At 42.6% G+C, this 14,080-nt stretch carries 16 protein-coding genes and 1 pseudogene; 6 read left to right on the top strand and 11 right to left on the bottom strand.

The features are described 5' to 3' along the window. Positions 1 to 205: 205 nt before the first annotated feature. A complete protein-coding gene (locus EQO05_RS03635; RefSeq protein WP_240664314.1) occupies positions 206 to 499 on the top strand; it encodes a DUF378 domain-containing protein in 294 nt (97 codons plus the stop codon). Positions 500 to 741: 242 nt separating this feature from the next. Here EQO05_RS03635 and EQO05_RS03630 read toward each other — a convergent pair whose 3' ends face one another. From EQO05_RS03630 to EQO05_RS03620, 3 genes are all read right to left on the bottom strand, one after another. Then, positions 742 to 1,575, bottom strand: coding sequence for a TIM barrel protein (locus tag EQO05_RS03630; protein WP_128503878.1), 834 nt, complete (start codon positions 1,573 to 1,575; stop codon positions 742 to 744). A 14-nt stretch (positions 1,576 to 1,589) separates the two neighbouring features. Continuing rightward, entirely contained in the window at positions 1,590 to 1,922 is a 333-nt protein-coding gene (locus EQO05_RS03625) for a hypothetical protein (RefSeq protein ID WP_128503876.1), read from the bottom strand. 169 nt (positions 1,923 to 2,091) lie between these two features. After that, positions 2,092 to 2,562 carry a phosphopantetheine adenylyltransferase gene (locus tag EQO05_RS03620; RefSeq protein ID WP_128503874.1) on the bottom strand — a complete coding sequence of 157 codons (471 nt, stop codon included), beginning with the start codon at positions 2,560 to 2,562 and terminating at the stop codon, positions 2,092 to 2,094. A gap of 319 nt (positions 2,563 to 2,881) precedes the next feature. Between EQO05_RS03620 and radA the strand changes: the two genes are divergently transcribed. Beyond that, positions 2,882 to 3,859 carry a DNA repair and recombination protein RadA gene (gene radA / locus EQO05_RS03615; protein WP_128503872.1) on the top strand — a complete coding sequence of 326 codons (978 nt, stop codon included), beginning with the start codon at positions 2,882 to 2,884 and terminating at the stop codon, positions 3,857 to 3,859. A 136-nt stretch (positions 3,860 to 3,995) separates the two neighbouring features. Then, positions 3,996 to 4,676, top strand: coding sequence for a phosphoglycolate phosphatase (locus EQO05_RS03610; protein ID WP_128503870.1), 681 nt, complete (start codon positions 3,996 to 3,998; stop codon positions 4,674 to 4,676). Positions 4,677 to 4,682: 6 nt separating this feature from the next. Here the strand turns inward: EQO05_RS03610 and EQO05_RS03605 are convergent. After that, positions 4,683 to 5,147, bottom strand: a pseudogene (locus EQO05_RS03605) (transglutaminase family protein); the annotation flags it as partial. 15 nt (positions 5,148 to 5,162) lie between these two features. Further along, positions 5,163 to 5,294, bottom strand: a complete 132-nt coding sequence (locus EQO05_RS16080; protein WP_255420824.1) for a hypothetical protein — start codon at positions 5,292 to 5,294, stop codon at positions 5,163 to 5,165. Positions 5,295 to 5,764: 470 nt separating this feature from the next. Here EQO05_RS16080 and EQO05_RS03600 point away from each other — a divergent pair, with 470 nt between their 5' ends. Then, positions 5,765 to 5,998: a DUF2795 domain-containing protein gene (locus EQO05_RS03600; RefSeq protein WP_128503869.1), complete on the top strand. Its 234-nt coding sequence runs from the start codon at positions 5,765 to 5,767 to the stop codon at positions 5,996 to 5,998. Positions 5,999 to 6,219: 221 nt separating this feature from the next. On the opposite strand, the gene EQO05_RS03595 is transcribed toward EQO05_RS03600, so the two are convergent. Next, entirely contained in the window at positions 6,220 to 6,615 is a 396-nt protein-coding gene (locus tag EQO05_RS03595) for a DUF6326 family protein (RefSeq protein WP_240664313.1), read from the bottom strand. Positions 6,616 to 7,627: 1,012 nt separating this feature from the next. Continuing rightward, complete coding sequence (locus tag EQO05_RS03590) at positions 7,628 to 7,945, bottom strand: cupin (protein WP_240664312.1); 318 nt, start codon at positions 7,943 to 7,945, stop codon at positions 7,628 to 7,630. A 397-nt stretch (positions 7,946 to 8,342) separates the two neighbouring features. On the opposite strand from EQO05_RS03590, the gene EQO05_RS15405 reads away from it, so the two are divergent. Next, the gene (locus EQO05_RS15405) at positions 8,343 to 8,483 is read left to right on the top strand and encodes a hypothetical protein (protein ID WP_164888455.1); all 141 of its coding nucleotides are present in this window, start codon (positions 8,343 to 8,345) and stop codon (positions 8,481 to 8,483) included. A gap of 8 nt (positions 8,484 to 8,491) precedes the next feature. Here the strand turns inward: EQO05_RS15405 and EQO05_RS15900 are convergent, their stop codons facing one another. From EQO05_RS15900 to EQO05_RS03565, 4 genes are all read right to left on the bottom strand, one after another. Beyond that, positions 8,492 to 8,761: a hypothetical protein gene (locus EQO05_RS15900; RefSeq protein WP_240664311.1), complete on the bottom strand. Its 270-nt coding sequence runs from the start codon at positions 8,759 to 8,761 to the stop codon at positions 8,492 to 8,494. A 66-nt stretch (positions 8,762 to 8,827) separates the two neighbouring features. Then, positions 8,828 to 9,541, bottom strand: a complete 714-nt coding sequence (locus EQO05_RS03575; RefSeq protein ID WP_370273550.1) for a cyclopropane-fatty-acyl-phospholipid synthase family protein — start codon at positions 9,539 to 9,541, stop codon at positions 8,828 to 8,830. Between the two features lie 365 nt (positions 9,542 to 9,906). Continuing rightward, on the bottom strand, positions 9,907 to 10,161 hold the full coding sequence (locus EQO05_RS03570; RefSeq protein ID WP_128504163.1) for a PRC-barrel domain-containing protein: 255 nt from the start codon (positions 10,159 to 10,161) through the stop codon (positions 9,907 to 9,909). Between the two features lie 149 nt (positions 10,162 to 10,310). Further along, entirely contained in the window at positions 10,311 to 12,638 is a 2,328-nt protein-coding gene (locus EQO05_RS03565) for a CDC48 family AAA ATPase (protein WP_128503866.1), read from the bottom strand. A gap of 569 nt (positions 12,639 to 13,207) precedes the next feature. Here EQO05_RS03565 and EQO05_RS03560 point away from each other — a divergent pair. Further along, positions 13,208 to 13,972 (top strand): NAD+ synthase, encoded by a 765-nt coding sequence (locus EQO05_RS03560; protein ID WP_128504161.1) that lies wholly within the window; start codon positions 13,208 to 13,210, stop codon positions 13,970 to 13,972. Positions 13,973 to 14,080 lie beyond the last annotated feature (108 nt).

The following is a 14,080-nucleotide window of genomic DNA, read 5'->3' as shown; positions in this document are numbered from 1 at the left end:
AGTATATTAAAATCGAGGGTATAATCTGAAAATTCATTTATTTTTTATACAAGATAGCAAGGTTAGGGAATAGATTCATAATCTCTTAGCTCTAACACTATTTACGAGAGCAAATCGCTGGATCATCCGGAAGCCTGGAGTTTTCATTCCGGGAAAATGATCTGTCGTTTATAAAGCTCTGTTACAGTGGGGAGGTTTGACAAAGATGCATCATAAAATGCCCGATGTGCCGGATAATCTATACATCCCATCTAAGCTGCTAGCGATAATAGGCGCTCTTAACTGGGGTTTTGTAGGTTTACTGAACTTTGATCTGGTAGCGGCTATATTTGGAAAGAGATCTTTTATCTCGCGGCTGATCTACACTTTTGTTGGCCTGGCTGGAGTCTACCTGTTAATAAAATACAAGGCAAAATTAGCTATGAAAAAGCACGGGGAAGCAGCAGAGGGCGAAAAACGCTATAGTGGTAAGCAATATAGCTGGAGTGGGATTCAATAAGATAGGGAAATTGCTTTTCCTTCCTGATTTTCCCGGAATCTTTCCTTGAATACCTTGAATAATGTTTTGAATAATATGTGCTTGCAACACCAAGTACATATTAAGTTTTTAGTAAGTAAGCTTTTTAGTAAGCTTTTCAAAGAGTTTAAGTAATAAGTAAGAAATACTAAGTAAGAAATACTTTTTTTCATCCTGATCTTGAGCCCCCAGGCAGATTTTATAACTAGATCATGGAATTAAAATTATATCCTGTCGTAAAGTTCCCTCAGCATAAGTGCATCCTGTTCAAGAACAGGGCTTTCAAGTATTACGCTCCCTCTGGTTCTGAATTCCTTTAAGGCTTGCATAAGGTCGGGGTAATTGAAATCCGATTCCTTGAGATTCAAATGCTTTTTTTCCCCATTCAGGCCATATTCCACTCCTGCGACGTGCATGTGCATATTTGAAAGCCCTTCTTTTCCAAGGCTTTCCTCGATCTGGGAGAGAATTTCCGTAAATTCGGGATGGGAATTTTCCTTTCCTTCTCGTGCGTGCAGGTGGCAGAAATCAAGGCAGGGCATAACTCCTTCAATCTCTGCACTAAGAGCAAGCACTTCTTCAAGTGTTCCAAACTGAGTGCGCTTGCCCATCGTCTCAGGGCGCAGGATTGCAGGGATTCCTTCTTCCCTGAGCTGTCCGGTAATCGCTTTCAGGGCTTTCGAAACGCTTTCAAAGGTATGCTTTTTGCTGCTTTTCTGATAGAAACCTGCGTGTAGCACAATAGATTCGGCCCCGCAAAGGCTGCCTATCCTTGCAGCCTGGTAGATCCTCTCAAGGCTTGCCTTTAATTTTTCTTCATCATAGGAATTCAGGTTGATATAGTACGGGGCATGGACGCTCAGGGCTACTTCTTCTTTCTTTGCAGTTTCCAGGACGTTTTTTGCCCCTTTTTCACCCATGCGTACGCCCTGGACGAATTCAAGTTCCATACAGTCAAGGCCAAGTTCCCTGATCCTCTTGATGCCTGAGATGCTGCTTGTTCCTTTTGTGCTTCTCGGAATTCCCCCGGTCCCGAAAAATAGATGTTTTGGAGGCATTTTCAGCTGTCCTTTCAGAAAACTCCCACGAAGTCCTTTAGCTGCTTTGCTCTCTCAGGAGACAATTTTTCGGCAACTACTGTAGCCAGCTCTTCAAAATCCTCGTCCAGAGACTGAACGTCTTCCTTTCCTTCCAGAGCAAGCCCTACCAGGTAATCAAGCTCATCAGGGCTCAGCTTCTCCAGCCTTTTCCTGAAATCTTCCGACGATTCGGCGAACTTGTGTGAGACCGGGCGCAGAATAAAGGGAAACTGATGCCCTGCTTCCCTGGATGTCAATCTTCCTCCGGCTTCAGGAGCAAGCTTGTTAAATATCTCAATATCCTTTCGTGTAAATTCTCTGGGCATACTATCACTTATGGTTCCGTCCCATTTATAACTGCTTAGATACAGATAATGCAGGAGTGGGACTGTTTATTTCTCGCTTTTTTTCAATCAAAGCGTGGATCAAACGAGCGTTTGCAATCAAACCCGCGAGCGTTTGTGATCAAGCTTTCGCCCGCTTGAGGTTGAACTATCAGTGCTTGATGTCTTTTTTCAGCCTGCCGTGCCTGTCAATCTCCCCTTCTGCAATCCTTGTAGAAGAAATCGGGATTCCGTCTTCAGCCATTACATATTCGACATATACGATTTCCAGAGGTTTCTTTCCTTTCTCTTCCCTGACGAGGTTAATTTTAAGGGCAACCGGATAGGTCTCAGGAGAGACGGTGATAAAGTCAAAATCCTCTTCGAGTGTAGGGCCATAGGGGTCATTAAGCTTTGTAATCTCATACCTGTCATCCGGAAATCCCATAGCTTTTATGAACTGCAGCAGCCGGTTCCTCCTTTTTTCATAATTATCTACGCTGTGGTTTTTACTCAGCATCTCGTCCGAGGTAAGACCTATGTGGACTTTTCCATCCTCTGCGATTTCAAATGCTTTTTTAATCAGTTTGGCGTGCCCGTCATGAAAATACTGAAACGTACCGCCGACTGCGACCTTTGGCATGATGGGTGATAATCTACCAAGTAAAAAGAAGTTTTTGGTTTTTCTCCGCTTTTCAGGGAATTTTCGTATTTTTTTCCTTTATCTCTCTTTCTTTTCACTTTCTTTTCGCTTTCTTCCATTCTTTTTTTGAATGTGAGTGTCAGAAAAAACCTTCCCGGTTTATCCCCTTTTTGCGGGGTTCCCCGGCAATAAAACCGCGTTTTACAGGCACTTTAGAATACTTTCACCCAGCCTCCTCTAGTTATATATACCTGCAAAACTATTGTGGAGCAACTGTTATGCACCTTATACAAACATGTGCATCTTAGGAGAATTAGTAATGAGCGAAATAGCACTCGAAGAGCTGCCCGGAGTTGGCCCTGCAACCGCAGAAAAACTCAAAGAAGCCGGATTTAATACCATTGAAGCAGTGGCTGTTGCCTCTCCTTCTGAACTTGCAACTACAGCCGAAATCGGGGAATCGACGGCTGCAAAAATCATTAATGCTGCAAGACAAGCTGCTGATATTGGGGGCTTTGAAACCGGAGATGTCGTGCTTGAAAGGCGGAAACTTGTAGGCAAGCTGACCACCGGTTGTACGGAATTTGATGAAATGATGGGCGGGGGCGTAGAAACCCAGGCAATTACCGAACTGTACGGAGAATTCGGTTCCGGAAAGACCCAGCTGGCTCACCAGCTTGCAGTCAATGTCCAGATGGACAGGGAGCAAGGAGGGCTTAATGGTTCGGTTATCATCATAGATACTGAAAACACTTTCAGGCCTGAGAGAATTGCCCAGATGGTAAAAGGGCTTTCCGAAAAATACGGCATGGGTCTTGACCCGGAAGAGTTCCTCCAGAATATCCATGTCGCCAGGGCATACAATTCCAATCACCAGATGCTTCTTGTTGAGTCTGCAACAGACCTGGCAAACGAGCTCAAGGAAATGGGCAAACCTGTTAAGTTGCTGATTGTTGACTCGCTTATGGCTCACTTCAGGGCTGAGTACGTAGGAAGAGGAACCCTTGCTGACAGGCAGCAGAAGCTAAACAAGCACATGCATGCCCTGCTCCGTTTCGGGGACCTGTTCAATGCCTGCGTGGTCGTAACAAATCAGGTCATGGCAAAACCCGATGCTTTCTTCGGCGACCCCACCAGACCTGTCGGAGGACACGTTGTGGGACACACTGCAACCTTCAGGCTTTACCTGAGGAAATCCAAAGGCGATAAAAGGATAATACGCCTTGTGGACTCTCCCAACCTGCCCGAAGGAGAAGCTGTTATCGCAGTCACCACTGACGGACTCACAGACCAGTGAGATTTAGAAACCTCAGGCAGTAAGATTAAGAAGCAAACAACGTTGAAATAAACATACCAGAAGTAAACGGTAAACCGTAGAGATGTTCAAAAGCGGGTAGGTAAATCTTTTATCTACCCATCCCCAATCTTTTTTGATGAAATTCAAAGCTATTGTTGCTGATATTGACGGGACAATCACCTGCGAGAAAAGGGAACTTCATCTGGGGGCCGTTGAAAAAATCCGCACACTTAAACTTCCCTTCGTGCTTGCTACAGGAAACATTCTCTGCTACGCAAGGACAACATCAAGGCTTATCGGCCTGGAGGGTGCTGTGATTGCAGAAAACGGGGGAGCTATAACTGTCCGCTACGACCTGAAAGGCACTTATGAGGAAAGCCTTGAGGAATGCGAAAAAGCCTTTGCTTTTCTTTCCCGGCATTTCAAGCTCACCAAGCTTGACCCTCTCTACCGGAGAACTGAGATTGCCCTGAGAAGGGATTTTAACCTCCAGAAAGCCAGAACTCTGCTTGAAACCCAGCCCTTTGACGTTGAGCTCATTGATACCAAATACGCTATCCATCTCAAAAGCAGGAAAATCAACAAAGGTATAGGCCTTAAGAAACTGGCAAGCCTTATGGGCTTAAAACCCGGGGATTTCGTAGCCCTCGGAGACTCTGCAAACGATGTTGAAATGTTCGAAGTCTCTGGCTTTGGAATTTCTGTCGGAAACGGCGACGAAAAAATAAAGGAAGCTGCAGATTATATAACAGAAGCCACTTATGGCGACGGAGCCATCGAAGCCTTCGAATTTCTTGAGGGAAAAGGCTGGATTTAAGATTTCTCAGCCAGATAAATCTTTCAACCCGAGTTCCCACTGTGCCCATAATTCTTCCATGTTACTACTTTTCTTTAATACCTGAACTACAGTCGGATTGGGCTCCATGAAGATTACGGGATTATCTTCTTCCCCAAGCTCTTTGCGGACCGGCTTTGCAATCTTTTCTTCATATATCGAAAACTGAGCATCAATTCCTGGCTTATTGCCTCTGGCATCCAGTCTTATCCATTTGTTTAAATCTTTTAAATATACAGCGTTTAAGCCGTGCAGGAACTTCTTATTAATGTCACGGCTTGAAGAAAGTTTTTGATAACAGAATCCGGCAGGTATCCCGAAAAACCTCAGCATGGCTGCAAACAGGTGAGCTTTAGCACAGCATATCCCGTGACCGAACTCCAGAACCTCCGATGCCGTACAGGTAACCTCCTGTGCGTTTATATCGCCTGAATGGTGAATCTCATCCCGGACAAACTCATAAACCTTCTAAGTAAGACAAATTTCGTCTTCAGTGCCTCTCTGCAGTTCAAGACACTTCTCAATAATCAGCCTGTGGTCATAGTTTATGACCTCACTCTTTTTGAGGTAGTCCTGAAGATTGTTGCTTTCGGTATGCATTTTACTCATCTGCCAGTGAACACTACAAATCTTCTTATTAAATTTAACTTTAATGCGAAATCTCTTTTTATTGACTCACATATATAAATGTGGATAAACCGTAATTCAAAACATTTATTTAACTGAGAATTTTCGTTAGTTTTATCTTAAAAATTTACTAATTTACAATTATATATTGTTACTAAACTAGAAAAATATGTTAATATTTAACACATTTTTATAGAAAAATGCTAACATTTAAATAGTATCATCATTATATTCATACTGACGAAAGAAGTTAAGCTTCTTTCAAGAGACTTTAAAAAGTATCCATTTCCTGCTTTGCAGGAAAATATCGTAAACGCTATGGATAATGATTCCGGGAATGGCATCAGGCAGAATATGAAAAGTCTACGGAAAAGGAGAATACAAACGCCCCAAATGCCGCCAGGGAATTTGAGAGGGAATAGACAAAGTAAAGGGGAAATATTATGGAAAATGAGACTAAAAGCGGATTTATTACCGAACTTCCTATGGAAGCCCAGAAGATATTACAAAGTATGGATTTTCCTGTAAAAAGGAACGAGATTATTGCCCAGGCAAAGAAGAGCGGAGCAATCCCTGACATCCTTCGGGAATTCGGCCTGCTTCCGGACAAGCAATACAATAGCGCTGAGGAGGTCGCCGGGGAACTTCACATTGTTTATATGGGAGTTCCTTCCTGAAAACGTAAATTAACTTTTCTCATTCAGCCCAATACCCCGCAGCAAGCTGCCGGGGTGGAAATCTTTTTTCTTTCTTAAATTTTTTTCTTTCTTATAATACCCTCTAAGATAAGCTCTTTGATTATCCTTAATACTTTACAGGGAATTGATCGTTTATACCTCATTAATTCCCTTATTTTTCGCTACTAAAAGATCCTTTACATGGATCTGGTTGGAAAAATTCAAGCTATCTGTTTGGACTTCCACGCATACCAGACAATCAACGCCGAAGCCACAACTGCTGAAAGCGTCATTAGTGCCCCGCCCCAGTATGCGGACTGTACCGCATCAACTACGCCAACTAACCAGATAACAGCAAAAATTGCACCTACAATGATATTTACCCGGCGATTCATCAAATCTTTCAGGATGAGGGACAGGAAAGCCATCAACATCGGAACCAGCATTAAGATTGCAAAGAACAGTATAAGTTCAGGCACTATTTTCTGACCTTCTGCTTCTCCCGCCATTAGATTTGCTATTATACCAGGCTCCATAAGCAACAGTATCTGATGAACCAGAAAGGCAATCGATGCAAAGAGCCAGAGCACGGAAATCTTTATCTTCCAATCTTCCAAAACCTTATGCCTCCTGAGATGTCACTAAACCATACCATTTACAATTGGATAGCGGGGAATATTAAATCTAATGATTAAGTTACTATCCTGATTGTATGAATTCATTTTAAGACAAGCTCTAGTCTGTACCTACCAGAATTTTGCTCAAGAATCGACGGCATAAAGCAGGAAAATTCGCTGACCGACAACCAATGAACAAGGCAACCGTTTCAAATCATTAATCCTCTTGTAATCACTAAGTAAGAAATAAGAATTTTCCCAGATTTTTTAAAAATTGAAAGAAATGTCTAGTTTTCAGCAAAAAGCTCCACGTCTTCACTTCTTTTTAAATAGATAAGAGAGACTTAACGCTAAAATTGCCAGTACAATCAAGTTTACTGCTAGTGATAAGTATGCTAAAACATGCAAATGTGCACCTATTAATGTGAAATATGCAGGAAAGCTGTTAACGAGGATTAAGCACAAAAGTAAAAGGCTGCTGCAGAATAAGTTAATCCGCAAAGCATTGTACCTGTGTTTGTTAATCGATTCTTTCTTTATTACATTATCTTCATTCTTTCGTATCACAAAGTAATAAATTACTAAAAGTCCTGCTGACAATTGATACCAGACTGGCAGTAAACTCATGAGACCGTTCTGGTTAAAAAGTTCCGGGTTTCTCAAGTAAGTTTCAGTGCTGGCAATGAGAAAATTGATTATGATAGTAAAGAAAATAATTTCACTTATTCGGGAAGAAATGTTTTCATTTATTCGGGAAGAAATGTTTTCATTTATTCTGAAAGACATGAGGTAAAGTAAGCTATTCAATATTTATATTTTTTTAAAACTATTTTTCAATAAAGCATATAAAGTTCAGGTTAAACTTATGTAAAGTTCAGGTTAAACTTATGTAAAGTTCAGGTTAAACTTATGTAAAGTTCAGATTAAACTTATTTATTATTCTTTATAAAAGCAAAACTAAACTATTCTTTATAACGGCAAACCCAAACTATCCAGCCTTTTTACAAATTCCTTATTCTTCAGCTCTCCGAATGCGTTTCCCACCAAATGCATGAATGGTTCTCGTTCCGGCAATACATTTTCCCCACTGTTCTATCCCTTTCGGAATGAATAATTCGTTCCCCGGAGTAAGAACAAACTCCTCGCCGTTTAAGACTGCCGTGTACTGCCCGCTGACACAAACCATGTATTCATCGAATTCATGCGCATGTTTCCTGGAAACCCTGTCGGAATAACAGGTCCAGAAAGCCATCTGGCTGCCGTCTGCACCTTCAAAAAAATAACCGTCAATATCCTCAGTATTTTGCTCCTTACTGCTGATATGATTCATTTTATTCTTCATAAACTCAGGAAAATCTTCCACGTCCGGACACCTTCTGCAAAAATAAAAATTGAGTCTTAAAATCTCCTCTCGATTTCTTAGCTATTATTGAAACCAGATTAAAGTAATTTACGCCTTTTGATTCCCTCATTTCAATATCCCTGCGAGCATAATCGTTATCGCACTTCGCCATAAGGGGAAAACAACTCATTAAGAATCTGTATTTCCTGCTCACAAGTTAAGACAACATAAAGCAGTAAATAACAAAAACCTCGTAGTATTTACTGATATTGATTCTGTATTTAACATAAACGCAGGTTTATATTGACCAAAAAACAATTTAGCATCAACAGGGTTTTCAATATACTTATAACTCCATCAGACATCAAACTATTGAGGTAAACAAATGCCTGCAAGAAAAGTAAAGAATGATAATAAAGAAAAAGAATTAATGGAAAAACTGGAATCAATAGAAGAAAAAAGAGGAGATACAGCAGAACAAATAGACATAGAAGAGGAACCCGATGAGAGTAAAAGGCCTAAATAAACAGCATATTAAGGACAAATGTTTTTATTTAATGTTCTTAATGAGTTGAATCCATTCATATTTATATATCTTTTTTGAATTGAATCAATACAGAAAGAAATGGATAGCGATTTTTTCGGATTATATAATTTATAGGATTCTGGACTGATCATAGATACCTTAAATCCTGTCGGAATAACATGTCCAGAAAGCCGTCTGGCTGTCGCCTGCACCTTCGTAAAACCGCCGTCAATATCCTCATGCTCCTTACTGCTGATTTGATTCCTTTTATTTTTCATAAGCTAAGGAAAATCCTCCACGCCCGGACAACCTGCAAAAAATAAAAATTGAGTCTTAAAATTTCTTCACGATTTAGTAGCTATTATTGAAACCAGATTATAGTAATTTCCACCTTCGGCTTCCATCATTCCTATATCCCTGCGTGCGTAGTCGTTGTCGCAGGAAAGCCAGTCCTGCCAGGCATCTTCAAGACAGTTTAGCTCTTTGCACTCCTGAATACTTACTGAATCAGATTTTTTCCACAAATCGTACCACCAGTCGCGTGAGTGTAGAGTCAAACTCATATCCTCAATCCAGTATGGCTGTAATTCTGCCGGAACTCCGTCTGTAAATTCCTTTTTCAGTCCCGGGACTGCAACTGCTATTTGCCCTCCTTTCTTTACAGGCGGAGCAAAATGGTCTGTCAGATAATTTTCCTCGATCCCGAAATAGTGATAGGCATCCACACATATGGCGAGATCAAAATACTCATTGGCAAACGGCAGGTCATGCGCCTCGGCATGTATTGGGATTATTTTATCTTCCAGTCCCATCGACCTGATTCTTTCATAATTTTCCGTTGCACTGATCCATAGGTCGGTTGCAAAAACCGTAACATCATATTCTTTTGCCAGGAAAATTGAAGTGAGTGCCCGCCCGCAGCCCAGATCAAGTATCCGCATACCTTTCTCAATTTTTAAAGACTCTGCCATCTCCTCAAGAATTTTTATCGAATTTGGGCCCATCATATTTTCTTTAAGAAAATCAGTACCATACTTACTGCTTTTTTTAAGCGCCAACCTTACCACCTTTGATTTATTTCTGTTTCTTACTACTCTATACAGTCTGGCTTTATAATTGCCATGGGTATGTCATCGATTGTAAATGTTACACACATTTATCTAGATTTCACTTTTAAGAGAAAAACAAATAGAATTTTCTCCACAGGAGCGATTTAAGAAAAAAGATATACCTAAAACCAATCACGCTGGATGAGCAGAGTGAGCTACGAACTCTGCACTTTTGAAGCAACATCAGGGTGATATAAGAAGAGTTCCTCCGGGCTGAAATAAATACAGGATAAAAAGAGACACACAGGATAAAAAGAGATATACAGTATAAAAAGAGACAAAATATGAGAGGAGAGAAACTCCCTCTCTTCGTTTTAATTCGTCTTTGCTTTCATCTTGTCAATTATTATGTAGTCTTTTATGGCACTTACGGAATCGAAAGGAATGAGGATAAAGTTGTCCGCTTTCCTGTATCTGGAAGTGTCAAAATTCGGATTAGGGGTAATCATCATGTCAATAATGTTTCCTCCCCTGATCTCGACTACAACATTGCTCAGCGTTCCTATCTCGGTTCCGTCGGTAGCCATTACCTGCTTGTTAAAGAGGTTCCTTGCAAATTCCTTCGACATTTTTATCGTATCTCCGTCGCAGCGTGTTATGAGAGTTATGGGTAAAGCTGGATTTTTCATTTCAAATATTTTATTCCATTTGAAACCAGGTTCTTTAAAACTTTTTCCTTTTAAAAGTTGTTCCTTTAAAGCATTACCCGTTCAAACTCTTACCTGTACCCGATATAACCGGCTGTTTCTGTGAGTTTCTGGCCTCCCCTGAACTGCGCCTCGATCTTTTCGTAGAACTGAGCAATATTCTCCGTAATTGTTGGTTTTACCTTCTTGAGAGCTTCCCTGAAGTGCCGCATTTCCACGTTTTCGACATCGAAGTTCTCCCTGAGAGCAATCATCACGGCTTCCCTGCATACGGACTCGATATCAGCTCCCACGTACCCCTCAGTTATATCGGCAAGTGTCTCAAGATCCACATCCTCAGCGAGGGGCATGTCATTTGTATGGATCCTGAAGATTTTGAGCCTGCCTTTCCTGTCAGGAGAACCCAGGTACACCAGCCGGTCAAAACGTCCGGGTCGCAGGATTGCAGGATCTAGCAGGTTAGGGCGGTTAGTTGCGGCAATTACCACCACGTCCCTGAGGGATTCAAGCCCATCCATTTCGGTCAGGAGCTGGTTGAGCACTCTCTCGGAAGTGCGGCTATCCGTAGACTCCATTCCTGGCATAGAGGCAACCGAATCGATCTCGTCAAAGAAAATCACACATGGAGCGACCTGCCGGGCTTTTTTGAAGGTTTCTCGGATAGCTTTTTCCGATTCCCCAAGCCACTTGGAGAACATTTCAGGACCTTTGACGCTTATAAAGTTAGCATTGGACTCCCTGGAAACCGCCTGGGCTATCAGTGTCTTTCCAGTTCCTGGCGGGCCGTAAAGCAGAATCCCCCTTGGAGCCTTTATACCCATCCTGGCGAATTTCTCCGGGCTTTTAATAGGCCACTCCACAGCCTCAATAATGGACTGCTTTGCTTCATCCAGCCCTCCCACATCATCCCAGGTAACTGTAGGCATTTCCACAAAAATCTCTCTGAGAGCTGAGGGTTCGGCTTCCATCAGGGCATCCTCAAAGTTTCTCCTGGTTACAATGATTTTTTCCAGCCTTTCAGGTGGAATTGCTTCCTTTTCGAGGTCAAGGTCAGGCAGATTTTCCCTCAGGCACCGCATGGCAGCTTCCTGCACGAGAGCCAGCAGGTCAGCGCCTACAAAACCCTGAGTCCGTTCAGCCAGATACATGAGGTACTTATCCGTCTTTTCCTTTCTCTCCCTTTCCAGGGCAGCCTCATCAACCCCAAGTTCGGCTTCTCCGCCTTCCTCGGTGCCTGAGTGCCCCTCTATGGGCATACCTCTTGTATGGATCTGCAGGATCTCGTACCTGTCCTTGGTATCAGGCACACCTATATGGATTTCTCTGTCAAAGCGGCCTGGCCTCCTGAGTGCCGGATCAATGGCGTCCACACGATTGGTGGCGCCTATAACCACAACCTGGCCTCTCTCCACCATCCCGTCAAGCAGGGTCAGAAGCTGGGCTACCACACGCCTTTCCACTTCCCCTGTAACGTTTTCCCTTTTCGGGGCAATGGAATCGATTTCATCAATGAAAATAACCGATGGCGCGTCCTGGGTTGCCTCTTCGAAAATCTTCCTTAGCCTTTCTTCGCTTTCTCCATAGAACTTTCCTACAATTTCAGGGCCTGCAATGTAATGGAAACTTGCTCCTGACTCATTAGCCACGGCTTTTGCGATCAGGGTTTTTCCGGTTCCGGGCGGGCCATAGAGGATAACTCCTTTCGGAGGCTCGATATTAAGGTGCCCGAAAAGCTCAGGATGCTTCATGGGCAGCTCTATCATTTCCCGGACGCGCATGATCTCATCCCCAAGCCCTCCTATGTCTTCATAGGTGGTTACGCCCCGGGTTGCTTTTTCGTACCCCTGTACCGGCTTTTTGCGAAGCTCGATAAGCGTTGCTTCCGTGATAAGGACAATTGTGTTTGAAGGTTCGGTCTCAACCGCAACCAGAGGGATTACCTGGCTTGTAGTCAGGGACTCTGTCATTGGCTGTGACATCGAATTTATTATAGGAATAATGTCTCCCCTGAAAACCGGCCTTTTTAGGATATGCCGTTTTATGATCTCATTTGCATGTTCCCCGAACTGAAGTTCAGGCCCCCCCTGCATCATACTTTCCGGAAGCGCAAGAATAAGTTTCTTCGCCTCCGGGGCTTCAACCTTTTTAATCGTTACCTTCTCTCCTATGGAAACACCTGCATTTTGCCGGATGAAGTTGTCAATTCTCACAAGTCCCTGATCCCAATCCTGCCTGTCGGCTCTCCATACCTTTGCCGTGGTCTTTTTCTTCCCCCTGATTTCCACGATATCGCCTGGCGAGAGCTGAAGTTTCAGCAAGGTTGTAGGGTCAAGTCGGATAATTCCTCTTCCAAGGTCGATAGGATATGCCTTTTCAACCTTCAACTGTATTTCTTCCATAGATCATCCCGAAAATAGTTGTCTTTTTGATTGTAACCTTTATTCAATAATCACATAAAATAAACGGATACCGGATTTTTTAGATTCTTCCGGTCTACGTATTGCGGAACTACCTGTTTTCTATATTAGATGTCTTTTTATTTCAATGCCTTTGATAAGGGAAATTTTTGTCCCGGAGGGTTTGTTGCGGAACAACCTGGATTTTGAATTTTCTATCCAGTCTTCCTATCCTAATACACCCCCTTTTATGCCTGTACCCTATCCGGACAATGATTTTGTCGGTTAGAGGTACATTTGATAATCAGTTATTTATATTATATTGCCCGGGATATATTACTCCCTATATCTTCCATTTCTTAAATAAGTTTACCCTATCCACGTTTTCCTCTGAGGATTTATATATTTAAAGCTTCTGTGTATAAAATTATTTAATTCTCTTAATTAGCCACTTAAACCCCATATCTTTCAAATCTGCCATTGTTAAGATCTTGAGCTATCAGGAGCGTGAGTTCTCAGGATCTTGAATCCTTTCGAATTATGTGCCTGACGAATACCCGGGAATTGACAGCATGAACCTTGAAATCGCACAGAACAGAATTATTGATTTTATCCGTAACGAGACTCTTAAAGCAGGTGTGAACGGAGCCGTTGTAGGTATCAGTGGGGGAATAGATTCAGCCCTTGCCGCAACGTTTGCCGTAAAAGCTCTGGGAAATGATAAAGTGCTCGGAATCCATATGCCCGAGCCCGGCCTTACTCCTGCCGAAGACAGCGAAGATGCAAAGGCTCTTGCAAGCTGGCTGGATATTGAGTTTCGGACTATTGACATTTCAGGAATTATTTCGGCTTTCACGGCTGCAGCCGCTGGCAGTGAATCCGCAGACCGACTCTCAATGGGTAACCTGAAAGCAAGGATCAGGATGTCCCTTCTCTACTTCCATGCAAACCGGATGAATCGTCTGGTCATAGGAACCGGCAACAAAACTGAGATCTTGCTTGGCTATTTCACGAAATATGGCGATGGCGGCGTTGATCTCGAACCCATAGGCGGGCTTTATAAAACCGAAGTCTGGGAGCTCTCCCGCAGGTTTGGGGTTCCTGATTCCCTTATCACCAAAAAACCCTCAGCAGGGCTCTGGGCAGGCCAGACCGATGAAGCCGAGCTCGGAATTTCCTACGTAAAAGTAGATCAGGTACTCAAAATGCTTGAGCAGAATGAAGATCCCGAAATCATCCTGAGCACGCTCGAAATCTCTCCAGAACAACTGAATTCAGTAATGAGCCGTATTGAAAGAAGCGAGCATAAAAGAAAAACCCCCCCGCAGCCCTTTTAAAATGGCTTGCCCGCAAGCCTTTTACAAAAATCCTTGCCCGCAAGCCTTTTACAAAAAGGCTTGAGCGAAAACTTTTTCAAAAAAAGTTTTATCAAAAACTATGCTTTA

Origin of the sequence: Methanosarcina sp. MSH10X1, from assembly GCF_004099695.1 — an archaeon.
In the GTDB taxonomy this organism is placed as follows: domain Archaea; phylum Halobacteriota; class Methanosarcinia; order Methanosarcinales; family Methanosarcinaceae; genus Methanosarcina.
The sequence above is the reverse complement of the archived record's forward strand: the minus strand, read 5'-3'. Positions and strand labels throughout refer to the sequence as shown.

What these genes read in the sequence shown, in the direction of transcription:
- EQO05_RS03570 (WP_128504163.1), bottom strand. Translation starts at nt 10,161, where the DNA reads ATGTCGAAGGAATTTGCAAGGAACCTCTTTAACAAGCAGGTAATGGCT.
- EQO05_RS03600 (WP_128503869.1), top strand. Translation starts at nt 5,765, where the DNA reads ATGGAAAATGAGACTAAAAGCGGATTTATTACCGAACTTCCTATGGAA.
- EQO05_RS03610 (WP_128503870.1), top strand. Translation starts at nt 3,996, where the DNA reads ATGAAATTCAAAGCTATTGTTGCTGATATTGACGGGACAATCACCTGC.
- EQO05_RS03590 (WP_240664312.1), bottom strand. Translation starts at nt 7,945, where the DNA reads ATGAATCATATCAGCAGTAAGGAGCAAAATACTGAGGATATTGACGGT.
- EQO05_RS03620 (WP_128503874.1), bottom strand. Translation starts at nt 2,562, where the DNA reads ATGCCAAAGGTCGCAGTCGGCGGTACGTTTCAGTATTTTCATGACGGG.
- EQO05_RS03565 (WP_128503866.1), bottom strand. Translation starts at nt 12,638, where the DNA reads ATGGAAGAAATACAGTTGAAGGTTGAAAAGGCATATCCTATCGACCTT.
- EQO05_RS03630 (WP_128503878.1), bottom strand. Translation starts at nt 1,575, where the DNA reads ATGCCTCCAAAACATCTATTTTTCGGGACCGGGGGAATTCCGAGAAGC.
- EQO05_RS03625 (WP_128503876.1), bottom strand. Translation starts at nt 1,922, where the DNA reads ATGCCCAGAGAATTTACACGAAAGGATATTGAGATATTTAACAAGCTT.
- EQO05_RS03635 (WP_240664314.1), top strand. Translation starts at nt 206, where the DNA reads ATGCATCATAAAATGCCCGATGTGCCGGATAATCTATACATCCCATCT.
- EQO05_RS16080 (WP_255420824.1), bottom strand. Translation starts at nt 5,294, where the DNA reads ATGCATACCGAAAGCAACAATCTTCAGGACTACCTCAAAAAGAGTGAG.
- EQO05_RS15900 (WP_240664311.1), bottom strand. Translation starts at nt 8,761, where the DNA reads ATGAAAAATAAAAGGAATCAAATCAGCAGTAAGGAGCATGAGGATATT.
- EQO05_RS15405 (WP_164888455.1), top strand. Translation starts at nt 8,343, where the DNA reads ATGCCTGCAAGAAAAGTAAAGAATGATAATAAAGAAAAAGAATTAATG.
- EQO05_RS03560 (WP_128504161.1), top strand. Translation starts at nt 13,208, where the DNA reads ATGAACCTTGAAATCGCACAGAACAGAATTATTGATTTTATCCGTAAC.
- radA (WP_128503872.1), top strand. Translation starts at nt 2,882, where the DNA reads ATGAGCGAAATAGCACTCGAAGAGCTGCCCGGAGTTGGCCCTGCAACC.